A 21,907-nucleotide genomic window follows, 5' to 3' on the forward strand; every position below is an offset into this window, starting at 1 on the left:
AACACGAAGAGCACAAAGAAGTCACACTGATCACTAAGTTTTAATTCAAATTAATAAAACATGGATGAAAACGAAATATCAAAAATTGTTTTTGAAAGCGCATTAAAAATTCACAGAGCATTAGGACCTGGATTACTGGAAAGTGCTTATGAAGAGTGTTTGTTTTATGAACTTAAAAAGCAGGGCTTAAAGATAGAAAAACAAAAAAAATTACCTTTAGTTTACGAAGAGATACAATTAGATGTTGGTTATAGAATTGATATAATAGTTGAAGACAAGTTTATTGTTGAAATAAAATCGGTTGAAGCTCTTACGGATGTTCACTTAGCGCAACTGTTGACTTATTTAAGATTATCAAATTGTAAATTGGGACTCTTGATCAATTTTAATGTTAGTTTACTAAAAAATGGTGTTAGAAGAGTAATTAATGGAACTTTATAAATACATATTAATTTGTGCACTTTGAGAAAAAACTTAGTGACCATTGTGGTTAAAAATATATGGAATTAGACGAAAAAAAATATTTATACCTTCTCTTTATACTGCCTTTAGTTGTGGTTGTTTTTCTAATTAATTTATATTGGAAAAGGAAAAAACAACGGGAATTTGGAGATTTAGAAATGGTAAAAAAACTGAGTCCTGAAAGCTCCGTTTTTAAACCTGTTTTAAAAGTAGCAGTATTGCTTTTAGGGTTACTGGGACTTATACTTGGCCTGGTCAATCCAAAGATAGGTACTAAAATGGAAACGGTAAAGCGAGAGGGAATCGACATTGTTTTTGCTATGGATGTCTCCAAAAGTATGCTGGCGGAGGATGTAGCCCCAAACCGATTGGATAAAAGCAAGCAGATTGTCTCGCAAATCATCAATCAGTTAGGAAGCGACAGAATAGGAATTGTAGCGTATGCAGGAAGCGCTTTTCCAGTGTTGCCTATCACAACAGATTATGGAGTGGCCAAAATGTTTTTGCAAAGCATGAACACGGATATGGTTTCGTCTCAGGGAACGTCGCTAGATGAAGCTATAAAATTATCGTCAACCTATTTTGATGATAAAAGTAAAACTAGTAAATTATTGATTCTGATTTCGGATGGAGAAGATCATTCTGAAGGCGCGGAGGGTGCTGCCGAAGAAGCCAATAAGTTGGGAATGAAAATTATCACCATAGGAATTGGAACTGAAAACGGAGGAACAATTCCCTTAAAAAGGAATGGAATTGTGGAGCGTTTTCAAAAGGACAGTAACAATGAGGTGGTCATCACTAAATTGAATAAAACCAGCTTGGAAACCATTGCAAAAGCCACTAAGGGTGGATATGTAAACGGGAATAATACTAAAGAAGTGTTGGAATATATCAAGAATGCTTTGGATAAAATCCAAAAAACAGAATTTGAGGCGACAGAAATGGCTGATTTTCAATCCCAATTTCAATGGTTCTTAGGTTTTGCTTTTTTATTCTTGTTCGTAGATGTTTTTCTATTAGAAAGAAAAACTAGCTGGGTCAAGAAATTAGATTTATTTAACGAGAATAAATAATTATTTCTAAAAGGCTTCAAAACCTTTTGGATGTATAGATACAATAAATGAAAAGATTTAAAATCACCATACTAACCTTTTTGATATTTGCTTTCTCAGCGACAGTCAGATTGCATGCGCAACAAAAAGATCGAATTTTACCCAAAGCAAATCAGGAATATGCTGACAGTAACTTTGTAGAGGCAGAAGCAAACTATAGAGTTTCGGATTCTAAATTTCCTAATAAAGCTGTTGCGCCTTTTAATCTTGGAAACGCAATATACAAGCAAAAACAGTCTTCTGAAGCTAAATTTGCTTATGGTAAAGCCTTGAGAAATTCAAAATCTAGACCTCAAAAACACCGTGCTTTTCACAATTTAGGTAATGTGTTTATGAATGAAAAAGACTATTCACAAGCAGTAGAGGCCTATAAAAACGCGTTAAGAAACGATCCTACAGATGAAGAGACACGTTATAATTATGCTTTGGCCAAAAAGATGCTGAAGGATAATCCTCCAAAAGACGACAAGAAAAAAGACGAGAAAAAAGAGCAAGAAAAGAAGGAAGATAAAAAAGACAGCGAAAAAGATAAGAAGGACGAAAAAGATAAAAAAGACGACAAAGGCGATCAGGATAAGCAAAATAAAGATCCTAAACCAAATGACAAAGGAGCGCCAAAACCAGCACCGGGAGGAATTTCTAAAGAACGTCTAGAAAATCTTTTGGATGCGGTAAATAAAGAGGAAAAGAAGGTTCAAGATAAGGTAAATGCCCAAAAAGTAAAAGGAAAACCAGTTAAAACAGAGAAGGATTGGTAATTCAATTAGATAGTTTGAAAATGAAAAAATATATAGCGGCAATTGTTTTATTGGTATGCGGCACACTCAGCGCTCAGGTTCAATTTGAGGCTAGAGTAAGCAAAACGACGCTAGGCTTGAATGAAAGATTGCGTATCGATTTTATGATGAATGTAGATGGCGATAATTTTGTTCAGCCGTCTTTTGAAGGATTCCGAATTATTGCTGGACCAAGTCAGCAGGTAAGTCAATCGTGGATAAACGGCAGAAGTTCGTTTGAAAAAGCCTATTCTTATATTCTTTTGCCAAATAAAAAAGGAACATTGTTCATCAAGGCGGCAGCTATAGAATACAATGGCCAAATTTATAAAACGGCTCCTGTAAAAATCAATGTTACTGACGCACAAGAACAACCACGAGATCCTAACGACACGCCAATAACTGCCGATGAAAACCTGTACCTAGTTGCTGATGTGTCTAAAGTTAATCCGTATGTTAATGAACCAACGACAGTAGTTTATAAATTGTATTTTGCAAACATTGGAATCTCAAATTTTAGAGAATTAAGTAAACCAAAGTACAATGATTTTTGGAGTCAAAATATAGAAATAAAACAACTTGTAGCAGAAGAAGGTCTGTTCAAAGGACAAAATTACAGATACATAGTGCTAAAGAAAGTGGTGCTGTATCCGCAAAAATCGGGAAGACTTAAAATAGAACCGTTATCCTTAGAAATTGATGTGCAATTGCCAACAAATCGTCGGGATATGTTTGGTAGAATGGAGCTTACTGAAACCAGCAAAAGAGTTTCGGCAGGAGGAAAGACTATCACTGTTAAACCTTTGCCAGAAGCAGGCAAACCAGAAAATTTTAATGGTGCAGTTGGGAACTTTGACTTCAAAGTGACACCTTCAAAAACCAACTTGAAAAATGGAGAAAGTCTTGACTTGGTTGTGAGTGTAACCGGAAAAGGAAATTTAAAATTGTTCAGTTTACCTAAGCCCGTAGTCCCTAATGCGCTGGAAATGTATGATGCCGTTCACAGTGAGGAAATCAGTACGCCGCTGTCAGGAATGAGTGGAAAAACGTCTGACAGTTACACCATAATTCCACAATACAAAGGGAATTATCCGGTAAAACCACTGCAGTTTTCTTATTTTGATTTGGGATCAGGGACGTATAAAACGTTACGTTCTCCACAGATCATGGTTAACGTTCTTGAGGGTCCAACGCCAGTAGATTCAACAGCAACTGACGGAAACAAAAATAAAATCACAGCGGTTGAAGAATTCAAATTTATCAAGTCAAAAACCAAACTAGTAGCAATCAACAAACATGATTTCTTTGGTTCTACTTTATTTATAGGATTACTGCTGCTACCTTTTCTACTAGTGCCTATAATTGTATTGTTCAAGAAAAAGAAAGAGGCTATGGACGGGGATATTTCTGGAAATAGAATCCGCATGAATAATAAGTTGGCTAAAAAATATTTATCAGAAGCAAAGAAACAAATCAACAACAAAGAACTGTTTTACATTGCGTTGGAAAAAGCGATGCATAATTTCCTGAAAGCAAAATTACACATTGAAACTTCAGAAATGAGTAAAGATAATGTTCAGGAATTATTGTTATCTCGAAATGCAAAACCAGAAGCTGTAAACGATTTTATTGCGCTTACTGAAAATTGTGAGGTGGCGCGTTATGCACCTTCGTCAAGTGTTACGATACAACAGGATTTTGATAAAGCGGTATGTATCATCTCTGAATTAGAAAAACAGATTGCTTACTAGTTTGCTTAACCACAAAGTGCACAAAGAAGGCACAGAGAACAGTAGTATTTTTAATAAATGACTGAAAACGAAATATCAAAAATTGTATTCGAAAGTGCTTTGAAAGTACACAAAGTTTTAGGTCCTGGATTACTGGAGAGTGCTTATGAAGAGTGCTTGTTTTATGAACTTAAAAAAGTAATCTAAAAGTACAAAAGCAGAAAGCGCTTCCTTTGATTTATGAAGAAGTAAAACTTGATGTGGGGTACAGAATTGATATGATTATTGAGGATAAGTTTAATGTTGAGGTAAAATCGATTGTAGCTTTGACAGATGTTCATTTGGCTCAATTGCTAACGTATTTGAGATTGTCGGGTTGCAGATTAGGATTGCTAATTAATTTTAATGTAAAATTGCTAAAAGAAGGAGTAAGACGAGTTATAAATGGAGCGCTTTAAATAGTGATCTTTGCGACTTCCTTGCGACCTTTGTGTTTAAATTTTTATGAAAAATATACTATACATACTTTTACTTTCAACTCAGGTTTTCTTTGCCCAAAATGGCTTTGAAAAAGGGAATGCGTACTATGAAAAAGGACAGTACGCTGATGCTGTAGCAGCTTATGAAAGTGTTTTAAATGACAAGCAGCGCTCCTCTGAAGTGTATTTTAATTTGGGAAATGCGTATTACAAATTAAATAAAGTAGCGCCTTCTATTTATAATTATGAGAAAGCATTGGTTCTTAATCCAAGCGATAAGGAAAGCCTAAACAACTTGAAATTTGCTCAAAAGCGCACTATCGATGAAATAAAAGTAATTCCAAAAGTGGGTTTCGCAAAGTTGGTTCGTGATTTTACCGGAATATATCATTACAATACTTGGGCGTGGATTTCTGTAGGACTAGCGGTAGGCTTCTTACTTTTTTTCATAGGGTATTATTTTTCACAAATTACAGGTTCAAAACAAATTTTCTTTTTTGGAATGTTTGTAGCTGTTCTTCTGATGCTAATCAGTATTTCATCTGCAATTTTTGAAAAAAGCCATTTTGATACGGAGAAACCTGCTATAGTTTTTGCCGAAATGACCGATTTTAAAAGTGAACCTAGAAATGGGGGTAAACCACTTTTTGTGCTCCATGAAGGTACTAAGGTTTTTGTTTTTGAAAGCATAGGAGAATGGAAAAAAATCCAACTTACAGATGGAACTGAAGGTTGGATTGAAAGCAGTGCGATTAAGGAAGTGAAGTAATATAAGTATTCCATACTGCTGCAAAATCGTATTATTCCTTCTTCATCTTTTCATACCAATGCTTGATTGAAGGAAATAGGTATCCAGCCGTTTTTTGAATGGGATTGTAAAAAAGAGAATTGTCTAGTGTTTCTTTCTTGGCTAAATAATTATGGAAGTTTATTTTTTCGAATACTGCGAAAATAATACCTAGAATAAGCACCGTTTTGAGTACTCTAAAAAAGCCACCACCGAGCTTGTTCAACCAACCCAAGAAAGCAAAATCAGCTATTCCAGTGAGGAATTTGCCTAATAAGGAGACCACAATCACCACGGAGATAAAAGTTAGTATAAAGGCAACAATTTGAATTGTATTGGGATTCCACTTCACATATCCTACTAAAATATCTCGCATAAAGGAGGAAAATTTGACAGCAAAATAAATTCCAGCCAATAGTGAAACTAACGAAGCTAGTTCTATAAAAAGTCCATTTCTGATTCCTTTATAAAAAGCGAAAGCTAGTAGTACTCCCAAAATAATATCTAAAAATCCCATAAATAAAAAATAAACACAAAAGAACAAAGATAAAAGAATATTCTAAAGTCAAAAACGGAGTACCTATCTTTGCCAAAATAATTTTGATTATAATTTTTGAAAAGCTACAATCAAAAATCGTTAATCTACAATAAAAATCAAAAATGTCAAGAGACACGCAACTTAAAGAACGCTGGGAACAGCTTGTAAATATACTTTCCAATCAATTTTCACAAGGAGAAGACTTAGATTTAGACGCCATTATATATTTAATTGGAGTTCAGGAACTCGGGAAAGTACACAGTGAATACAAGAAAGATGAAAAATTAAACTTGATGCACATTGCCATTTGCAGATTATTAGAGCCTTACGGTTTCTATGAATTTGAATTTTTTGATGAAGATGGATGGCCGCATTACAAAGTAAAAGAAGAGTTGCCTCCACTAAAAGCTGGAGAACAATCTGTTTTAATGAAAGAAGCTATTGTGAACTATTTCTTAGAACGCGAAGTGATTGAATAGCGTATTAAACGAAACTTCTTTAGATAAAAGTCTAATGCAATAAACTTGAAACATTAAACGTGAAACTTGGAACAAATTTCTTAAATTTGCACTCTCAATTATAGAATGAAAATGATAGACAAGATAAAAGAATATATTGGTGAAGCGCAGGCTTTCTCAACTCAAAATGCTGCTGATTTAGAAACATTCCGAATCAAATTTTTAGGAAGCAAAGGACTTTTGAAAGAGCTTTTTGCTGAATTTAAGAATGTTCCTAATGACCAGAAAAAAGAATTTGGACAAGTAATTAACTTGCTTAAAACTTCTGCGGAAGAAAAGGTAAAAACCATCCAGGAAGCTTTAGAAAGTAAAGAAGAAAGTAAGGGTTTTTATGGCGATTTAACCCGCTCGGCGGAACCCATTACGATCGGCTCTCGTCATCCTATTTCATTGGTAAAAAACCAAATTATAGATATCTTTTCGAACATCGGTTTCAATGTTTCTGAAGGACCAGAAATCGAAGACGATTGGCATAATTTTACCGCATTAAACTTACCGGAATACCATCCAGCACGTGACATGCAAGATACTTTTTTCATACAAACGAATCCTGATATTTTACTTCGTACGCATACGTCATCGGTGCAGGTGCGTTACATGGAGAACAACAAACCGCCTATAAGAACGATTTCTCCAGGAAGAGTTTTTCGTAATGAAGCCGTATCGTCCCGTTCACATTGTATTTTTCACCAGGTGGAAGGATTGTACATCGATAAAGACGTTTCTTTTGCTGATTTGAAGCAAACGCTTTTGTATTTCACCAAAGAAATGTTCGGAAAATCAAAAATCCGCCTACGACCGTCTTACTTTCCATTTACGGAGCCAAGTGCTGAGGTTGATATTTATTGGGGTTTAAAAACCGAAACTGATTATAGAATCACTAAAGGAACCGGTTGGTTAGAAATCATGGGTTGCGGAATGGTTGATCCAAATGTTTTGAAAAATTGTGGGATCAATCCTGATGAATACAATGGTTTTGCATTCGGAATGGGAATCGAAAGAATCGCAATGTTACTCTATCAAATTGGCGATATCCGCATGTTCTATGAGAACGACGTTCGTTTCCTCGAGCAATTCAAATCCAGTATATAAAGAATTATAAATTATATTTTTAGGAGCTATTTCCAGCTATCCGTTGCAATCTTTCTTGAGGCGAAAAGCCTCAAAAAAGGATTTTCACTGCTATCTGGGCTAGGCATTTCGGTTCACAAGAAAATTAAGTTTTTGAATAGTACATATTAATTAATAAGGAATGAAGAGATTGCTTCATTCTATCCATCGACATGAAAAAAGACATCATCATCCCCGAAGTAGAAAACGTTTTCCTAGCTGCAGTTCAAGAATGGAGCGACGATTTTATGGAAAAAGTATGGTACGCCTATTTGATAAATGACAGTGATTTTCTAATAGAAAGTGTAATGGTAGTTTCCAAAGCTTTTGGGACTATAGAGGGCGAAATGAAAAAAACATCGCTGTTGCGCCATGCTTTTGTGGCATTACCACCCGTGTCGCTTGTAAAAATCGAAATGATTGAAAAAAGTGTTTTGGCACTCAACAATGAGTTTATGCTTACCTTTTTCATGGATGGAAAACTTTACGATAAAAAGTTTACTTTCAAAGCAAATTCTATAAATGAAACTAACGTTGAAGAAGTGCCAATTTTATTCGTTGATGGGGTTATCGTGAGGTAACTCTGGAGTACGCTCTCGTTTAATTTTTTTCTTCCAAGTTGAATATCCTACAATAAATATTCCGGCCAAAACAAAATAAAGCGTTCGGAGTAGCTTTTCTTGGGATAAAAAAGCATCTTCAAAAGATATTTCGAATAGATCAATAATCGCAATGCACAAGGAAATGATGAATCCCCAAATTCCACCATTCTTAATCTGAAATTGCCATCTTTCACTCATACTAATTTATTTTGTTTGTCTTTTTATTTTGGACTTCCAAGAGGAGTACCCCAAAACAAATATTCCTAGTAGAATATAAGCAACTGCTTTAAAATAAAAAAAAGGTTGACTGACTTGATCAATAAAAGAGACCTCTTTAATTTCAAATAAAATCATAAAAACAATCATAAAAATACCCCATGGCAAACCTGTTTTAATCTGATATTTCCATCTTTCGCTCATAATAATATTGGTATGGGTTTAAAATTGGCTTTGTATTCCTTACTTTAATCCAGCTGATCCGTAAGATTCTTAAAAACAGTTTTAGCATCTTTTCCTTCATATAGAATCGTATAAACAGCATCAATAATAGGAGTATTGGCACCATACGCCTGATTTAGTTTATAAGCGCTTTTCACAGCGTAGTATCCTTCGGCAACCATGCTCATTTCCATCATTGCTGATTTAACAGTATAGCCTTTTCCTATCATATTTCCAAACATTCTGTTTCTAGAGAAAATAGAATACCCCGTCACCAATAAATCGCCTAAATAGGCTGAGTCATTAATATTACGCTTCATTTTATGCACTTTCTTAATGAATTTTTTCATCTCCCGAATCCCATTACTCATCAAAACCGACTGGAAGTTATCCCCGTAGCCTAATCCATGTGCCATTCCTGCTGCAATAGCGTAAATATTTTTTAACATTGCGGCATATTCTGTACCTATAATGTCATCTGTGATTTTGGTCTTAATATAATTTCCTGATAAATTCTTTGCAACAATTTTAGCTTTATCGGGATCACCACAAGCAATTGTTAAGTAGGAAAGACGCTCCATAGCTACTTCCTCAGCGTGGCAAGGACCAGTAATCACCCCAATATTGTAATAAGGAATATCGTATTTTACATGAAAATGCTCGCCCACAATCAAACTTGTTTCGGGAACTATACCTTTTATTGCTGAAAAAATAATTTTATCTTGTAGCGAAACAGTTAGTTTTTCTAATTCGGCATCTAAAAAAGCGGATGGAATAGCAAATATAATATAATCAGCATATGCTACAGCTTCATTGATGTCGTTAGTCAGTTTTAGTTTTGTGGTATCAAATTCAACTGAACTTAAATAATTTGGATTGTGTTTGAATGTTTTAATGTGCTCTATTGCAGCAACGTTGCGCATATACCACGAAATTTCGGTAAGGTTTACACATAACATTTTTGCTATCGCTGTCGCCCAACTTCCACCACCAATTACTGCAAATTTTATATTTTCGGCCATTTTTTTATTGAATTTAATCAAAAGTACTTAAAAAACTATTAATCGAACAAATTAAATTAAAACGTGAAACCTACTGTCTGCCCGGTTTTAAAATAAAATTACGCAACTATTTTGACTTTTAAATAATTATTTTTGATTATCTGTGCAATATAAGGATCGGTATTTCGTTCTGTTTAAACATAATTTATGTTTTTAACAAAACTTCGAGAATTGATTTAGTTAGTTATATTTTAGAATTTTAAAAGGCGTCTCCATAGATAGGAAGACGCCTTTTTTATTTTATGCTGCTGCAAGTATTTGTAGTACTAAAGTTAATAACTCATTTCCACAATTGATTTTACCTTTTCCAAAGTGACATTTTGTTTTTCTCCTAATCCTAACCAGCCTCTTTCTTCAAAACGGTTTACAATGAAGTCAGCAGTTTTATCAAAATCTTTGGTGTAGTCTGATAATTTAGTGTCCATTCCCATCGTATGGAAAAATTCAACTGTTTTGTTGATAGCTTCATTTGCGATTTCGTCCTCAGTTCCAGTTAAATTGAAAATACGTTTTCCGTATTGTGCTAATTTTCCTTTTTTGGTTTCAAACATCACGCGGTATAAATTTGGACCAACAACCGCTAAAGTTCTTGCGTGATCGATTCCGTACAAAGCCGTTAATTCATGCCCAATCATGTGTGTTGCCCAATCCGAAGGAACTCCTTTTTGGATTAATCCATTCAACGCCATGGTACAACTCCACATAAAGTTAGATGCTAGAGCATAATCTTTTGGATCTTCCACAACTTTTGGTCCTACTTCAATTAGCGTTTGTAAAATTCCTTCTGCAATTCTATCTTGCAAATATCCTTCATGCGGATAAGTCAAATACTGCTCTAAAACATGCGTGTAGGCATCAACAACTCCATTTTGTAACTGTCTTTTTGGTAATGACTCAATTACTGTGGGATCGCAGATAGAGAATTTTGGAAACAAAGCACTTCCTCCAAACGCTAATTTTTCTTGAGTAGATTGAATCGTTACTACTGCTCCAGAATTCATTTCGCTTCCTGTAGCTGGTAACGTTAAAATGGTTCCAAAAGGGATCACCTTTGACAAGTCCTTAATCAACAGTCGTTTTTGTAGAATATCCATTGGATTTCCATCAAAATGCGCTGCTGCCGAAATAAATTTCGTCCCATCAATTACTGATCCGCCACCCACTGCAAGAATAAAATCAATTTTTTGCTCCTTTACAATTGCTACCGCTTTCATTAAAGTTTCAAAATGAGGATTGGCTTCGATACCAGCAAATTCAATTATTTCAAAACCTTTTAGATTTTTTACTACTTGGTCGTGAATCCCATTTTTAAAAATGCTTCCACCACCGTACGCCAGTAATATTTTTGCTCCTTTGGGTACAAGATCTCCTAATTTGTCTATCTGGCCCTTACCGAAGACAAGATTTGTAGGGTTATATAATTCAAAGTTTAACATCTTATTTTTTTGTGTTTAATTGTTGTAATAATTTTTCTGCTACTAGTTTAGAAGAGGCAGGATTTTGACCTGTAATTAACAAACCATCTTCAACGGCATAAGGCTGCCAATCTCCTACTTTTGAATAGGTCGCTCCATTGGACTGTAATGCATCTTCTAATAGAAACGGAACAACTTTAGTTAAGCCTACTGCTTCTTCCTCTGTATTAGAGAAACCAGTTACTCTTTTACCTTTAACTAAGTATTCACCAGCTACTTTCACGTTTTTCAGTGCTCCAGGGGAATGACAAACAAATGCTACTGGTTTTTTATTGTTATAAAAAGCTTCAATTAATGCAATTGAGTTTTTATCCTCAGCTAAATCCCATAGTGGACCATGACCTCCAGGATAAAAAACTGCATCGTAATCTGCTTGCTTTATGTCAGCTAGTTTGTGCGTTTTACTCAGTTTAGCTTGTAATTCGCTGTCCTTGTCAAATCGTTTAGTGTCTTCTGTAGCCGAAGAAGGATCTGAACTTTTTGGATCAATTGGTGGTTGTCCTCCAAGTGGTGATGCAATATCAATAAGTACTCCATTATCTGCTAACTCATAATAAGGAGCTGCAAATTCTTCAATCCAAAATCCTGTTTTTTCTCCTGTGCTCCCAAGTTTATCGTGACTTGTGAGAACAAATAATACTTTTTTCATCCCTTTTTTATTTTGTGCAGTTGTCGTCATACAACTTACGGTTAATGCTATAATAGTAAATAGTGCAATCTTGTTCATGTCTTATTGTGTTTGTACAAATTTAATGCGAATATGTCATTAGTAAAAATAATTTAAATTATGTTTGTGATAAATATATTTATATCATGGTTAATCTGGAATGGTACAGGACGTTTAAATCAGTTTATAAAAACAGTAATTTTTCTCTGGCTGCCAAAGAATTATTTATTAGTCAACCGGCTGTAAGTCAGCAAATATCGATGTTGGAAGCGCATGTAGGGTACAAACTTTTCAATCGAAAGTCTAAAGGCGTTGAACCAACAGAGTACGCTAAGTTACTCAATAATTTAATCATTGAGGCTTTAGACCGATTAGAAAATGTAGAGACCGGTTTTAGAGCTAAAGCGGTGAATGCGAATCGCTTAATTTCTGTAGGAATTTCTAAACACTTGTTTAGCAGCATTGCGAGTTCATTGCTTTCCAAATTCGATTATATTGATTTTAGCTTTCATGAAAACGAAATACTTTTTGATTTGGTTAACACCAAGAAATTAAATTTTGCCATTGTTACTAAAAAGTATGACACTTTTGATACCATTCAAAAAAAATTGGGTGAAATCAAACAAATCATTGTCGGTTCTACAAATATTGATGCTTCCGAAGTAAAGTCCAAAATCAAAGGCAAAGAGTTTACAGAAGTAGAACATTGGTTAAACAAACAAGTATGGTACAATCATGATTCTGGGATTCCTCATGTAAAATTATTTTGGCTACATGTTTTTAATAAAAAGAGGCCATCGATGGTTTCTAATTTTATTATCCCATCTGAATATGAAATGCTGGAGGCGCTTTCTAAAAACAAAGGCGTTTCTGTAGTTTGGAACTGCAACGCTGCGTCGTTTATCAAGGATAAAAAATTGCAGGTACTTTGGAATAGTAATCAAATGCCAAGCACGGAGGTTTTCTTGCTGTCAGGAAAAAATGATACGCTTGCCGTCGCTTTTCAAGAGATTGAAATGGAATTGAAAAAGATATTGCAGTGATTATTTCTTGTAAAAATTATTATGATCAATATATTCCCAGACCTTAGCAGGTAAAAGAGGTTGAATGTTTTTTCCTTCTTTAATGTTTTTTCGGATAAAAGTTGAGGATATTTCTACTATCGGAGCATCAATCAAATGCACTTTTGGGTGATTCTTTAAATTTAGATTTTCCGCTTCCGCTGCAACTGATTCTCCTGTTTGCTCCTTTGTATCCAGACGAGGATAAACATAAATAGCATGGTTTTTTAAAAGAACTTTATAGTTTTTCCATTTATACAATGATTTTAAGTTGTCTTCTCCCATAATTAGCGAAAAATCATGATGAGGGAATTTCTCGTCCAAGTAAATTAAAGTATTCACTGTATAGTTGGGCTGTGACAAATGGAATTCTATATCGCAGGGTTTCAATTTTGGAAAATCTTCTGTTGCCAGATGCACCATGTGTAGGCGATGGGAGTCATCCAGCAAGGTGCTTTTTTTCTTAAATGGATTGTGTGGTGTAACCACTAGCCAAACTTGATCTAAGTTCGCATTTTCAGCCATGTGATTGGCAATGATCATGTGTCCCACATGAATGGGATTAAACGTTCCGAAATAAAGACCTATTTTCATTTTATTTTGTTTCGCAAAGATTCACAAAGACTTTCAAAAGATGCGCAAATGGCATAGAAAATTTTCGTTTGTCTTTGTGTTTTTTCTTAGTTCATCTTTGTGTTGTGTTTTTAATCCTTCACAAAATCCTTCACTAGTTGATAGGCTTCTTCCAGAGCAACTGGCAAATCATAATTTTTGATAATCACATCAAATTGCGGTGCGGTGGCAAGCTCTACTGAAGCTTTTGCAATACGCATATTGATTTTATCATCACTTTCGGTGGAGCGTTCTTTGAGTCTTCTTTTGAGTTCATCTACGCTAGGTGGCTTTACAAAAACAGCCAAAGTTTCATTGGGGAACTTGTGTTTGATTCGCAATCCACCAGAAACATCAATATCAAAAATCACGTTTTTTCCTTTCGCCCAAATGCGTTCCACTTCACTTTTTAGCGTACCGTAAAAATTGTCTCTATAGACTTCTTCCCATTCTAGGAAATCCTCTGCTTTTATGTGTTTTTTAAACTGCTCAGTAGACATGAAATAGTAATCGGTACCGCTTACTTCTTCGCCTCTTGGCGCTCTTGAAGCTGCAGAAATCGAGAATTCTAGATTCAAGTCTTCTTGGTGCAATAAATGCCTAACGATAGTCGTTTTTCCTGATCCTGATGGTGCTGAAAAAACAATTAATTTTCCTCCTATGCTCATTCTTGTGTTGTTTATGCTTTCCTGTAAAGTTTTTAAAACAGTGTAGGTTCTTAATTAGACAATGCAAAAAAGACGCTATTCATCGCGTCTCTACCTGTAAATATTACAATACGTTTAATACTTGTTCTTTTATTTTCTCTAATTCGTCTTTCATTTGAACGACTAATTTTTGCATTTGTGCGTGATTGGATTTCGATCCCATCGTGTTGATTTCTCGTCCCATTTCTTGGGTAATGAATCCTAATTTTCTACCGTTAGCTTCTGATCCGTTGATGGTTTCTAGGAAATAATCCAGGTGATTGGTCAAACGCACTTTTTCTTCGGTGATGTCTAATTTTTCTAGGTAATAAATCAATTCCTGTTCAAAACGATTTTCGTCTACATTTACTTTCAATTCTGAGATGGCAGTTTGCAAACGGTCTTTTATTGCCTGAACGCGTTCTGGATCAAGTGCTAAAGCCTCGGTCATGTATTGACGAATATTCCCGATACGCAACTGAAATTCTTTTTCTAAAGACATTCCTTCATCTTTTCTAAAAGTCAAGATGTTTTGCAGCGCTTCTTCGATAACGGTTTGAATTTGAACCCAGTCGTTTTCATCAATTTCGTCGCGCTCTATTTTTAATGCATCTGGCATTCTGATTGCCATTTTCATTAATTCGGTTTCGTATCCTTCGTTACAAATTTCTTTGAGTTGATCCATATAGGCTTTTACAATCGGCACATTCACTCTTGTAGAAGTTTGCTCCGCAGTACTTTCTATAAAAACAGAAAAATCTACTTTTCCTCTTTCTAGTTTTAAGGCGATTTGGTTGCGTAAACCCAATTCCATTTCACGGTACATAGAAGGCATTCGCACATTCAGATCCAAACCTTTACTATTTAAGGATTTTACTTCTACTGTTATTTTTTTGGTTGGTAATTGCAAAGTCGCTTTACCAAAACCTGTCATTGATTGTATCATATAATTTTCTAAAAGAGGTCAAAGATACTAAAAAAGTGGTCAGAGGTCAGTTTTTAGTATTCAGTGATTTTGTTTAAAATGAGTTTATTAGTTGCTGGAGATCAGTTTTAATAAAAATGTGATTACTAATTTAAAAGGCAATGTTTTCAAATTTTTCGGCTGAACACTAAAAACGGCTTACTGAACACTCTTTTTTTGAGTTACCAAATAAACCCCAAGAAAGATCAAAACTGCCGAGCCAATTTTCACTAAGCTCAATTCGTCTTTCCCCAAGCTAATAGCAAAAATAGTAGCGAATAATGGTTGTAGATAAATGAAAACAGCAACTGTGGTTGGTTTCAATTCTTTCATCGAAAGTAAATTCAACAAATACGTTAGAAAGGTCGAAAACACCACTACAAATCCTATTTTCCAACAGATATCCATAGGAACTACAGCCCAGTCAACCGTTTGGAATTGGCTCCAGCCAAAAGGCAAAACCATTATAAAACCGAATAAATAAATCCATTTTACAAACGTAAAAGCATTGTATTTATCCATTAATTTCTTAACAATAATCAGGTAAAAACCATAAGAAATAGCGTTGACCAAAACCAGAAAATTCCCCAATCCTGCATTGGTTGCGTTACCAATAGATTTCCCGTAGAGGATAAGAAAAGCAGTTCCTACCAGCCCTAAGACAATCCCAAAAACTTTTCGTTTTTGCATGCGTTCCTTCATAATTATTGCCGAAAGTGTCAATACAATCATCGGAGTCGAAACCATGATCACCGCAGCACTAATGGGAGAAGTAAGGCTTAATCCTTTAAAAAAAGTAAGCATATTAAAAGCGACACCAAAGAAAGCCGCCGCAATAATCCGAGGGAAATCGCTTAGAACAATCTTCTCTTTTGGCATAAAAAGCCAGATAAGCCAAAACAAAATCACGGAACCACCTACGCGCAACAATATAAAACCGTAAGCGTCAATATACCTTGGCATGACATCTTTGGCAATGGTAAAAGTTACGCCATAAATTAGGGAGACAATTGTTGCGCCAATGAGCGCGAGATTTCGTTTAGACATTTGCAAAAGCGAGCATTACTTGATGCATGTTTTGTTGCGTGTTGCCAATGTAGATTTTGTCTTTGATGATAAAAACAGGCCGACTCAAAAACGTATACTGTTCCAGGATGTATTTTTTATAATCCTCTTCAGTCAATGTTTTATTCTTTAAGTCCATCGATTTGTACAACTGTGCTTTTTTGCTAAAAAGCGCTTCGTAACTCCCTGAAAGTTCTCGCATTTGCTCTAGTTGTTCCACTGTAATTGGATCTTGTTTAATGTCGTGAAACTTCAGGTTATGATTTTTCGGTAATGATTTTATGATTTTTCTGCAGGTATCGCACGAAGCGAGATAGTATATTTTGTCCATGTAAATAGCTATTTCTTTGTGCAAAGAAAATTCATTTGAGACGGAAAATGATTATTTTTAGCAAAAAATTAAAAAAATGAATCAATTATTTGACGTTAGCATAACAAGCAGAAATATGGTTTCAAAATTCCTATCAGGATATTCGCTGGACCAACTCAATACGATTCCAGAGGGATTCAACAATAATTTGATTTGGAATATTGGTCATATTATCGTGTCACAACAAGTGTTAGTGTACAAACTTTCGGGTTTGCCCATGTTGGTTTCTGATGAATTGGTCGAGAAATATAAAAAAGGGACAAAGCCAGAACACGACGTTTTACAGGCTGACGTAGACGAGCTTAAAGCGTTGTTGTTCTCCACCATTCAACAAACTAAACTGGATTACGACACTAAATCTTTTCAAAACTACACTGAATACACCACATCAACTGGAAATCATGTCTTGCGAAATGCTGAGGATGCCATGGCTTTCAGTAATTTCCACGAAGGGCTTCATATTGGGATTATGACTATTATTCGTAAGTTTATTTAGGAGCTATTTCCCGCCATACGTTGCAATCTCTTAACCACAACCCTTTTTTTCTAAGTCATAAAAGGAGCTTCCTGCGGTCGCTCTTTAATGCCAAGAAAAAATAGGGTTTTGGTCAAGAGGATTTTCACTGCTGTCGCGGCTAGGGAATATTTTTGGGGCGACAATTTTAGTGAAAAACCCCCCTTTGTCAAAGTCCAAAACTTTGTAAAAGGGGATCTCAATTATCGGTGTTAAACGCGTACTTTATCTCAGCTGCAAATAATCATTGACTTCTACATAAGATAGCAACAGTTCTTTTGGTCCATCAGCATACGAAGCCGCTTCGTAGGAATTGTAATAAAGGAGTAAACCTTTATGGGTATAAAAAATGTTTTGGGGCAATTGGAACTTTTCTTTTTCAAACATCAAACCCGTTGCATTGATTGATTTGTTGGCAGGAATTTTATACTTAGCTCTGAATTTTTTTTCGGCGAAAGCCTTGAAAGCAACTTTATCAGTAAACAATTCATCATGCGAGATCGACTTGCCTGTACTTGGATCAAACAGTAAAGAGCGCAGGCCTTGGTATCCGTGCGCGCCTCCAGTGTAGGTGTAATGTTTGATTTCAATATTCAGTACGGCATCTGATTGGTATTTTACGCTTCCTTGAATTTCAGCTTCCCAACCAAATTTGTCTTCTGGAAATTCTTTCTGGAGTTTTTCGTAGGACCCAATAAATGAATTTAATAACCCATTATAATCCGTAGCGGAATAGGGTTTTTCACCAAAATAAATAATCTCTTTTAATACCGAAAACACTTTTTTGTTAATGCTGTCTGCCACGATTGGGACGGCATTTGCAACAGGTATTTTTACACGAATTGAGGGACAATCTTCTTTACAAGGCAAACTTGTCGTTTTTTGAAAAGATTCCTCTTCAAAAACTAATTCGTTAGAACATTGAGCTACCGAAAAAAGAAGTAACGTATAAATTACAATGTGTTTCATCTCAAAATTGTTAATTAAATACAAAGGTATCACTTGTGGCTTGGTTAAAATAAATTAAAGGGTAAATTTGTAGAACAATTTTGCAGTTGAAAATTCAATTTACCAAATTGCCATTACTAATTTTGCGGAATCGAACACCTATAAATAAAAGTGCGATTCGATAGAGCACCGCTTAAAATAAATTTTACCGATATGAAATTCAATACTAAGGTTATTCATGGTGGACAGCACCATGATCCAAGCACAGGAGCTGTCATGCCTCCTGTATATCAAACATCTACATTTGTGCAAACTAGTCCGGGCCAACCAATAAACCCAGATTATGAATACAGTAGAGCAGCAAATCCAACTAGAAGCGCCCTTGAAAATGCCTTGGCGAGTATTGAAAACGGAACGCGCGGATTGGCTTTTTCATCAGGGTTAGCAGCCACAGACTGTGTTTTGCGTTCCTTCAAAGCAGGGGACGAAATAATTGCCATGGATGATTTATATGGCGGAACTTATAGAATGTTTACGCGTATCTATAAAGACTCCGGAATAAAATTCCATTTTATAGATATGAATGATTTGGATAAATTCAAGTCTTTAATCAACGAAAACACAAAGCTAGTTTGGGTAGAAACACCTACAAATCCTTTGATGAAATTAGCCGATATTCAGGAAATTGCCAAAATTACCAAGGAAAACAACATCCTTTTTGCAGTTGACAACACTTTTGCTACACCTTATCTGCAAAAACCATTAGACTTAGGCGCTGATATTGTAATGCACTCGGCTACCAAGTATTTAGGAGGTCATTCTGATGTAATAGCGGGAGCTTTAATTGTAAAAGACGAAGCGCTAGGTGAACAATTGCATTTTCAACAATTTGCAACAGGAGCCACCCTTGGGCCAATGGATAGTTTTTTAGTTCTTAGAGGAATTAAAACCTTGCATTTACGGGTGCAAAGACATTGTGAAAATGGAGGAAAAGTGGTAGAATTTTTGAACAATCATCCAAAAGTGAAAACCGTATATTATCCAGGATTACCAAGTCATCCGTATCATGAAATTGCAAAAAAACAAATGAGCGGTTACGGAGGAATGGTATCTTTTACCTTTGTTTCCGGTAAAAAAGAGGATGCGATTGCATTCCTAGAGAATCTAAAAGTATTCACCTTAGCGGAATCATTGGGCGGGGTAGAATCATTAGCAAACCATCCTGCTTTAATGACACATGCCTCTATCCCAGAGGAAAAACGCAAGGAAATTGGTATTACAGACGACCTCGTTCGTTTGAGTGTAGGGATTGAAGATGCTGCGGATTTAATCGAAGATTTAAAGCAAGCTTTAGCATAATACAAAAAACAGCAAATCCTTCTTTCTCGATGAGCTAGGTTGTGATAGTAAAAAAGCTCCAATTCTAAAATTTTAGAATTGGAGCTTTTTTTTAAATTTATACCGGCATTATAGGTAATAAATATAGCCCACATTAAACCAAACCAGCCAGTCGTTTGCTTTGTTTTCTTTGTAAATTTCAGGATTTGGATTTAAACCGTCAACCCAATTGGAAAAGAAATATTGAAATCGTAAATCGACCATTAGATCTGATAATGGAGTTAATTTATAACGGGTTCCTACACTAGAAACAACAGACCAAACCGTGCTGCTTTCGGTAGAAAAACCGTAAGGTCTTCCATCAGTTGGGGTTAAATATTTTGGAAAAGTAGTTAAAGGAGTTCCTAGTGGACCTAGCGTTGATGAAGCTTTAGCATTGTAGTAACTAAACTGACCTCCAAGACTCACAAAAGGACCTAAGCTGCCTGTTCTTGCTGTGAAATCACGAATACTCCAGGGGAAAAATTCCAGTTGCATTCCTAAATTTGTCACCGCTGTGCTTCCGGTCATAGCTTTCAATTGCTCTTTTCCTAGTGAAGGTTTTCCTTCGACGTATTCTCCAAAATGGTGTAATTCGGTAGTGTTGTAAGAAAGCTCTGATCTTAATTTAAAATGGTCATTAAAATATGTTTCCGGCGTATAGCAATTACAATCGGCTTTATAGGAAAAGTTTAGATAATGTATAAGTCCAATACCTACTCCTGTGTTTCCGGCGTTAGTTGACAGGTCATAACGCTCTCCATAATCAGATTGAAAAGCAACCGGCCCAGCAATTACTCCAACTTCATGCGAAAACCCGCCGAATTGAGCATGTGAATCAGTAGAAAACCCAATAAAGATTAGTAAAAGTGGTATTATCTGTTTGATCATTAGGGGTAAAATTTTCAAATCCCGACAAATATATAAAAACATCATTTATTAATTATATAAAATAAAAATTAAAAATAAGCAGACAAAATCTTATTTACTTACGAAAGTGGTGGTAATTCGCTTTAAAAGGGTATATCTTAAACAGAATTGTTTGTGAATGGATATTAAAAAGATAATTCTATTGATAAATAAAAAAAACTACGGCCGAATATTTTTATAAAATGTATCTTTGTGCATAATAACGAAATCGTTTTCTTAATTAATAATTTATAATCTATGTTACTAAAAGTAAATGATTTTATGGCTCAAGTTGAAGCCAAGAATCCAAATGAACCTGAATTTATTCAAGCTGTTAGGGAATTTGCAGAAACTGTAATTCCATTTATTGCAGAGCAAAAAAAATACGACGGAAAAAACTTGCTATTAAGAATAACTGAGCCAGAACGTTCAATTATATTTCGTGTTCCATGGGTAGACGATATGAGTGAAATCCAAGTTAATAGAGGTTTCAGGATTCAAATGAACTCTGCAATTGGGCCTTACAAAGGCGGAATTCGTTTTCATCATACCGTAAATTTATCGGTACTAAAATTTTTAGCATTTGAGCAAGTATTCAAAAATAGTTTGACCACTTTGCCAATGGGCGGAGGAAAAGGAGGATCTGATTTTGATCCACAAGGAAAATCTGATGGTGAGGTAATGCGTTTCTGTCAGTCTTTCATGACAGAATTGTGCAGACATATTGGGCCGCAATTAGACGTTCCAGCCGGAGATATTGGAGTTGGAGCTAGAGAAATTGGTTATTTATTTGGTCAATACAAAAGAATAAAAAACGAATTTACTGGAGTTTTAACAGGTAAAGGGTTGGCATACGGAGGTTCCTTAATTAGACCGGAAGCTACAGGATACGGCGTGGTTTATTTTGCAGAACAAATGTTAAAAACGATTGGTCAAAGTATTAAGGGCAAAACCGTTGCGATTTCTGGATTTGGAAACGTGGCTTGGGGAGTAGCACTGAAAGTGAACGATCTAGGAGGAAAAGTAGTTACTATTTCAGGACCTGATGGTTATATCTATGACGAAGAAGGAATTTCTGGCGATAAAATTGATTTTATGCTTGAAATGAGAGCAAGAGGTGATAATAGAGCGGAAGCTTATTTAGAAAAATATCCAAAAGCAGTTTTCCACAGAGGCAAAAGCGTTTGGGAAGTTAAAGTAGATATTGCAATTCCTTGTGCGACTCAAAATGAGTTAAACGAAGAAGATGCAATAAACTTAATTGCAAATGGTGTTATTTGTGTAACTGAAGCTGCAAATATGCCTTGTACGTTAGAAGCTATCAAGCAATTCTTGAATGCTAAAGTGCTTTTTGCACCAGGTAAGGCAGCAAATGCTGGTGGTGTAGCAGCTTCAGGATTAGAGATGACTCAAAACTCTATTCGTTTGAACTGGACTAGTGAAGAAGTGGATGGTAGATTAAAAGAAATCATGGTTGGCATCCACAATCAATGTAAAAAATACGGTACAGACGAGGAAGGATATGTGAACTATGTAAAAGGGGCAAATATTGCCGGATTTGTGAAAGTAGCTGATGCTATGTTAGCGCAAGGAGTGGTGTAAATCAACATTATCTATAATTTAGAATGCCTTCAGCCAATGTTATT

General features: G+C 35.4%; 25 protein-coding genes and 1 pseudogene. 13 read left to right on the plus strand and 13 right to left on the minus strand.

What is annotated here, in order from left to right; genetic code table 11:
* The first annotated feature begins 60 nt into the window (after positions 1-60).
* The 6 genes and pseudogenes from BUA03_RS02850 to BUA03_RS02875 all read left to right on the plus strand — a co-directional run bounded on the left by BUA03_RS02850 (position 61) and on the right by BUA03_RS02875 (position 5,328).
* Positions 61-441: a GxxExxY protein gene (locus BUA03_RS02850; RefSeq protein WP_066075583.1), complete on the plus strand. Its 381-nt coding sequence runs from the start codon at positions 61-63 to the stop codon at positions 439-441.
* Positions 442-500: 59 nt separating this feature from the next.
* Positions 501-1,535 (plus strand): VWA domain-containing protein, encoded by a 1,035-nt coding sequence (locus tag BUA03_RS02855; RefSeq protein WP_066075580.1) that lies wholly within the window; start codon positions 501-503, stop codon positions 1,533-1,535.
* Positions 1,536-1,582: 47 nt separating this feature from the next.
* Positions 1,583-2,332, plus strand: coding sequence for a tetratricopeptide repeat protein (locus tag BUA03_RS02860; RefSeq protein ID WP_066075577.1), 750 nt, complete (start codon positions 1,583-1,585; stop codon positions 2,330-2,332).
* 20 nt (positions 2,333-2,352) lie between these two features.
* Positions 2,353-4,101 carry a BatD family protein gene (locus BUA03_RS02865; protein WP_066075574.1) on the plus strand — a complete coding sequence of 583 codons (1,749 nt, stop codon included), beginning with the start codon at positions 2,353-2,355 and terminating at the stop codon, positions 4,099-4,101.
* 57 nt (positions 4,102-4,158) lie between these two features.
* A pseudogene (locus BUA03_RS02870) lies at positions 4,159-4,538 on the plus strand (GxxExxY protein).
* Positions 4,539-4,584: 46 nt separating this feature from the next.
* A complete protein-coding gene (locus BUA03_RS02875; protein WP_066075571.1) occupies positions 4,585-5,328 on the plus strand; it encodes a tetratricopeptide repeat protein in 744 nt (247 codons plus the stop codon).
* Positions 5,329-5,359: 31 nt separating this feature from the next.
* Here BUA03_RS02875 and BUA03_RS02880 read toward each other — a convergent pair whose 3' ends face one another.
* Positions 5,360-5,863, minus strand: coding sequence for a CvpA family protein (locus BUA03_RS02880; protein ID WP_066075568.1), 504 nt, complete (start codon positions 5,861-5,863; stop codon positions 5,360-5,362).
* 143 nt (positions 5,864-6,006) lie between these two features.
* Between BUA03_RS02880 and BUA03_RS02885 the strand changes: the two genes are divergently transcribed.
* The 3 genes from BUA03_RS02885 to BUA03_RS02895 all read left to right on the plus strand — a co-directional run bounded on the left by BUA03_RS02885 (position 6,007) and on the right by BUA03_RS02895 (position 8,093).
* Positions 6,007-6,363 (plus strand): hypothetical protein, encoded by a 357-nt coding sequence (locus BUA03_RS02885; protein WP_066075565.1) that lies wholly within the window; start codon positions 6,007-6,009, stop codon positions 6,361-6,363.
* 111 nt (positions 6,364-6,474) lie between these two features.
* Positions 6,475-7,494, plus strand: a complete 1,020-nt coding sequence (gene pheS, locus BUA03_RS02890; RefSeq protein ID WP_066076029.1) for a phenylalanine--tRNA ligase subunit alpha — start codon at positions 6,475-6,477, stop codon at positions 7,492-7,494.
* Between the two features lie 191 nt (positions 7,495-7,685).
* Complete coding sequence (locus BUA03_RS02895; RefSeq protein ID WP_066075560.1) at positions 7,686-8,093, plus strand: hypothetical protein; 408 nt, start codon at positions 7,686-7,688, stop codon at positions 8,091-8,093.
* Here BUA03_RS02895 and BUA03_RS16440 read toward each other — a convergent pair.
* From BUA03_RS16440 to BUA03_RS02915, 5 genes are all read right to left on the minus strand, one after another.
* Positions 8,064-8,312 carry a hypothetical protein gene (locus tag BUA03_RS16440; RefSeq protein WP_066075557.1) on the minus strand — a complete coding sequence of 83 codons (249 nt, stop codon included), beginning with the start codon at positions 8,310-8,312 and terminating at the stop codon, positions 8,064-8,066. The genes BUA03_RS02895 and BUA03_RS16440 overlap by 30 nt on opposite strands.
* A 6-nt stretch (positions 8,313-8,318) precedes the next feature.
* Entirely contained in the window at positions 8,319-8,534 is a 216-nt protein-coding gene (locus BUA03_RS02900; RefSeq protein WP_066075554.1) for a hypothetical protein, read from the minus strand.
* Positions 8,535-8,578: 44 nt separating this feature from the next.
* Positions 8,579-9,574, minus strand: a complete 996-nt coding sequence (locus tag BUA03_RS02905; RefSeq protein WP_066075551.1) for an NAD(P)H-dependent glycerol-3-phosphate dehydrogenase — start codon at positions 9,572-9,574, stop codon at positions 8,579-8,581.
* A 311-nt stretch (positions 9,575-9,885) separates the two neighbouring features.
* A complete protein-coding gene (locus BUA03_RS02910; protein WP_066075547.1) occupies positions 9,886-11,049 on the minus strand; it encodes an iron-containing alcohol dehydrogenase in 1,164 nt (387 codons plus the stop codon).
* A gap of 1 nt (position 11,050) precedes the next feature.
* The gene (locus BUA03_RS02915) at positions 11,051-11,815 is read right to left on the minus strand and encodes a type 1 glutamine amidotransferase domain-containing protein (protein WP_082854255.1); all 765 of its coding nucleotides are present in this window, start codon (positions 11,813-11,815) and stop codon (positions 11,051-11,053) included.
* Between the two features lie 86 nt (positions 11,816-11,901).
* Here BUA03_RS02915 and BUA03_RS02920 point away from each other — a divergent pair, with 86 nt between their 5' ends.
* A complete protein-coding gene (locus BUA03_RS02920) occupies positions 11,902-12,798 on the plus strand; it encodes a LysR family transcriptional regulator (RefSeq protein ID WP_066075544.1) in 897 nt (298 codons plus the stop codon).
* Here the strand turns inward: BUA03_RS02920 and nadD are convergent, their stop codons facing one another.
* The 5 genes from nadD to BUA03_RS02945 all read right to left on the minus strand — a co-directional run bounded on the left by nadD (position 12,799) and on the right by BUA03_RS02945 (position 16,474).
* The gene (gene nadD, locus BUA03_RS02925; protein WP_066075541.1) at positions 12,799-13,410 is read right to left on the minus strand and encodes a nicotinate (nicotinamide) nucleotide adenylyltransferase; all 612 of its coding nucleotides are present in this window, start codon (positions 13,408-13,410) and stop codon (positions 12,799-12,801) included. It abuts the gene before it with no gap.
* A 110-nt stretch (positions 13,411-13,520) separates the two neighbouring features.
* A complete protein-coding gene (gmk, locus tag BUA03_RS02930; protein ID WP_066075538.1) occupies positions 13,521-14,096 on the minus strand; it encodes a guanylate kinase in 576 nt (191 codons plus the stop codon).
* A 103-nt stretch (positions 14,097-14,199) separates the two neighbouring features.
* Complete coding sequence (locus tag BUA03_RS02935) at positions 14,200-15,060, minus strand: YicC/YloC family endoribonuclease (RefSeq protein ID WP_066075535.1); 861 nt, start codon at positions 15,058-15,060, stop codon at positions 14,200-14,202.
* Between the two features lie 177 nt (positions 15,061-15,237).
* Positions 15,238-16,125 carry a DMT family transporter gene (locus tag BUA03_RS02940; protein WP_066075531.1) on the minus strand — a complete coding sequence of 296 codons (888 nt, stop codon included), beginning with the start codon at positions 16,123-16,125 and terminating at the stop codon, positions 15,238-15,240.
* Positions 16,118-16,474, minus strand: a complete 357-nt coding sequence (locus BUA03_RS02945; protein ID WP_066075528.1) for an arsenate reductase family protein — start codon at positions 16,472-16,474, stop codon at positions 16,118-16,120. The genes BUA03_RS02940 and BUA03_RS02945 overlap by 8 nt, the downstream gene beginning before the upstream one ends.
* A 76-nt stretch (positions 16,475-16,550) precedes the next feature.
* Between BUA03_RS02945 and BUA03_RS02950 the strand changes: the two genes are divergently transcribed.
* On the plus strand, positions 16,551-17,009 hold the full coding sequence (locus tag BUA03_RS02950; RefSeq protein ID WP_066075525.1) for a DinB family protein: 459 nt from the start codon (positions 16,551-16,553) through the stop codon (positions 17,007-17,009).
* Positions 17,010-17,252: 243 nt separating this feature from the next.
* Here BUA03_RS02950 and BUA03_RS02955 read toward each other — a convergent pair whose 3' ends face one another.
* Positions 17,253-17,996 (minus strand): DUF3298 and DUF4163 domain-containing protein, encoded by a 744-nt coding sequence (locus BUA03_RS02955; protein WP_066075522.1) that lies wholly within the window; start codon positions 17,994-17,996, stop codon positions 17,253-17,255.
* Between the two features lie 192 nt (positions 17,997-18,188).
* Between BUA03_RS02955 and BUA03_RS02960 the strand changes: the two genes are divergently transcribed.
* Positions 18,189-19,334, plus strand: coding sequence for a cystathionine gamma-synthase (locus tag BUA03_RS02960; protein ID WP_066076023.1), 1,146 nt, complete (start codon positions 18,189-18,191; stop codon positions 19,332-19,334).
* Positions 19,335-19,442: 108 nt separating this feature from the next.
* Here BUA03_RS02960 and BUA03_RS02965 read toward each other — a convergent pair whose 3' ends face one another.
* A complete protein-coding gene (locus tag BUA03_RS02965; protein WP_066075519.1) occupies positions 19,443-20,243 on the minus strand; it encodes a THC0290_0291 family protein in 801 nt (266 codons plus the stop codon).
* A 276-nt stretch (positions 20,244-20,519) separates the two neighbouring features.
* Here BUA03_RS02965 and gdhA point away from each other — a divergent pair, with 276 nt between their 5' ends.
* Positions 20,520-21,863, plus strand: coding sequence for an NADP-specific glutamate dehydrogenase (gene gdhA, locus BUA03_RS02970; RefSeq protein WP_066075516.1), 1,344 nt, complete (start codon positions 20,520-20,522; stop codon positions 21,861-21,863).
* Positions 21,864-21,907: the final 44 nt, after the last annotated feature.

The sequence above is a fragment of the Flavobacterium fryxellicola genome, assembly GCF_900143245.1.
Taxonomy (GTDB): Bacteria; Bacteroidota; Bacteroidia; order Flavobacteriales; family Flavobacteriaceae; genus Flavobacterium; species Flavobacterium fryxellicola.

Coding starts and splice junctions, on each gene's coding strand:
- BUA03_RS02940 (WP_066075531.1), bottom strand. CDS start 16,125: ATGTCTAAACGAAATCTCGCGCTCATTGGCGCAACAATTGTCTCCCTA.
- BUA03_RS02865 (WP_066075574.1), top strand. CDS start 2,353: ATGAAAAAATATATAGCGGCAATTGTTTTATTGGTATGCGGCACACTC.
- gdhA (WP_066075516.1), top strand. CDS start 20,520: ATGTTACTAAAAGTAAATGATTTTATGGCTCAAGTTGAAGCCAAGAAT.
- BUA03_RS16440 (WP_066075557.1), bottom strand. CDS start 8,312: ATGAGTGAAAGATGGCAATTTCAGATTAAGAATGGTGGAATTTGGGGA.
- BUA03_RS02950 (WP_066075525.1), top strand. CDS start 16,551: ATGAATCAATTATTTGACGTTAGCATAACAAGCAGAAATATGGTTTCA.
- BUA03_RS02960 (WP_066076023.1), top strand. CDS start 18,189: ATGAAATTCAATACTAAGGTTATTCATGGTGGACAGCACCATGATCCA.
- BUA03_RS02900 (WP_066075554.1), bottom strand. CDS start 8,534: ATGAGCGAAAGATGGAAATATCAGATTAAAACAGGTTTGCCATGGGGT.
- BUA03_RS02910 (WP_066075547.1), bottom strand. CDS start 11,049: ATGTTAAACTTTGAATTATATAACCCTACAAATCTTGTCTTCGGTAAG.
- BUA03_RS02905 (WP_066075551.1), bottom strand. CDS start 9,574: ATGGCCGAAAATATAAAATTTGCAGTAATTGGTGGTGGAAGTTGGGCG.
- BUA03_RS02965 (WP_066075519.1), bottom strand. CDS start 20,243: ATGATCAAACAGATAATACCACTTTTACTAATCTTTATTGGGTTTTCT.
- BUA03_RS02935 (WP_066075535.1), bottom strand. CDS start 15,060: ATGATACAATCAATGACAGGTTTTGGTAAAGCGACTTTGCAATTACCA.
- BUA03_RS02885 (WP_066075565.1), top strand. CDS start 6,007: ATGTCAAGAGACACGCAACTTAAAGAACGCTGGGAACAGCTTGTAAAT.
- BUA03_RS02875 (WP_066075571.1), top strand. CDS start 4,585: ATGAAAAATATACTATACATACTTTTACTTTCAACTCAGGTTTTCTTT.
- BUA03_RS02955 (WP_066075522.1), bottom strand. CDS start 17,996: ATGAAACACATTGTAATTTATACGTTACTTCTTTTTTCGGTAGCTCAA.
- pheS (WP_066076029.1), top strand. CDS start 6,475: ATGATAGACAAGATAAAAGAATATATTGGTGAAGCGCAGGCTTTCTCA.
- BUA03_RS02855 (WP_066075580.1), top strand. CDS start 501: ATGGAATTAGACGAAAAAAAATATTTATACCTTCTCTTTATACTGCCT.
- BUA03_RS02850 (WP_066075583.1), top strand. CDS start 61: ATGGATGAAAACGAAATATCAAAAATTGTTTTTGAAAGCGCATTAAAA.
- BUA03_RS02945 (WP_066075528.1), bottom strand. CDS start 16,474: ATGGACAAAATATACTATCTCGCTTCGTGCGATACCTGCAGAAAAATC.
- nadD (WP_066075541.1), bottom strand. CDS start 13,410: ATGAAAATAGGTCTTTATTTCGGAACGTTTAATCCCATTCATGTGGGA.
- BUA03_RS02880 (WP_066075568.1), bottom strand. CDS start 5,863: ATGGGATTTTTAGATATTATTTTGGGAGTACTACTAGCTTTCGCTTTT.
- BUA03_RS02915 (WP_082854255.1), bottom strand. CDS start 11,815: ATGAACAAGATTGCACTATTTACTATTATAGCATTAACCGTAAGTTGT.
- BUA03_RS02860 (WP_066075577.1), top strand. CDS start 1,583: ATGAAAAGATTTAAAATCACCATACTAACCTTTTTGATATTTGCTTTC.
- gmk (WP_066075538.1), bottom strand. CDS start 14,096: ATGAGCATAGGAGGAAAATTAATTGTTTTTTCAGCACCATCAGGATCA.
- BUA03_RS02895 (WP_066075560.1), top strand. CDS start 7,686: ATGAAAAAAGACATCATCATCCCCGAAGTAGAAAACGTTTTCCTAGCT.
- BUA03_RS02920 (WP_066075544.1), top strand. CDS start 11,902: ATGGTTAATCTGGAATGGTACAGGACGTTTAAATCAGTTTATAAAAAC.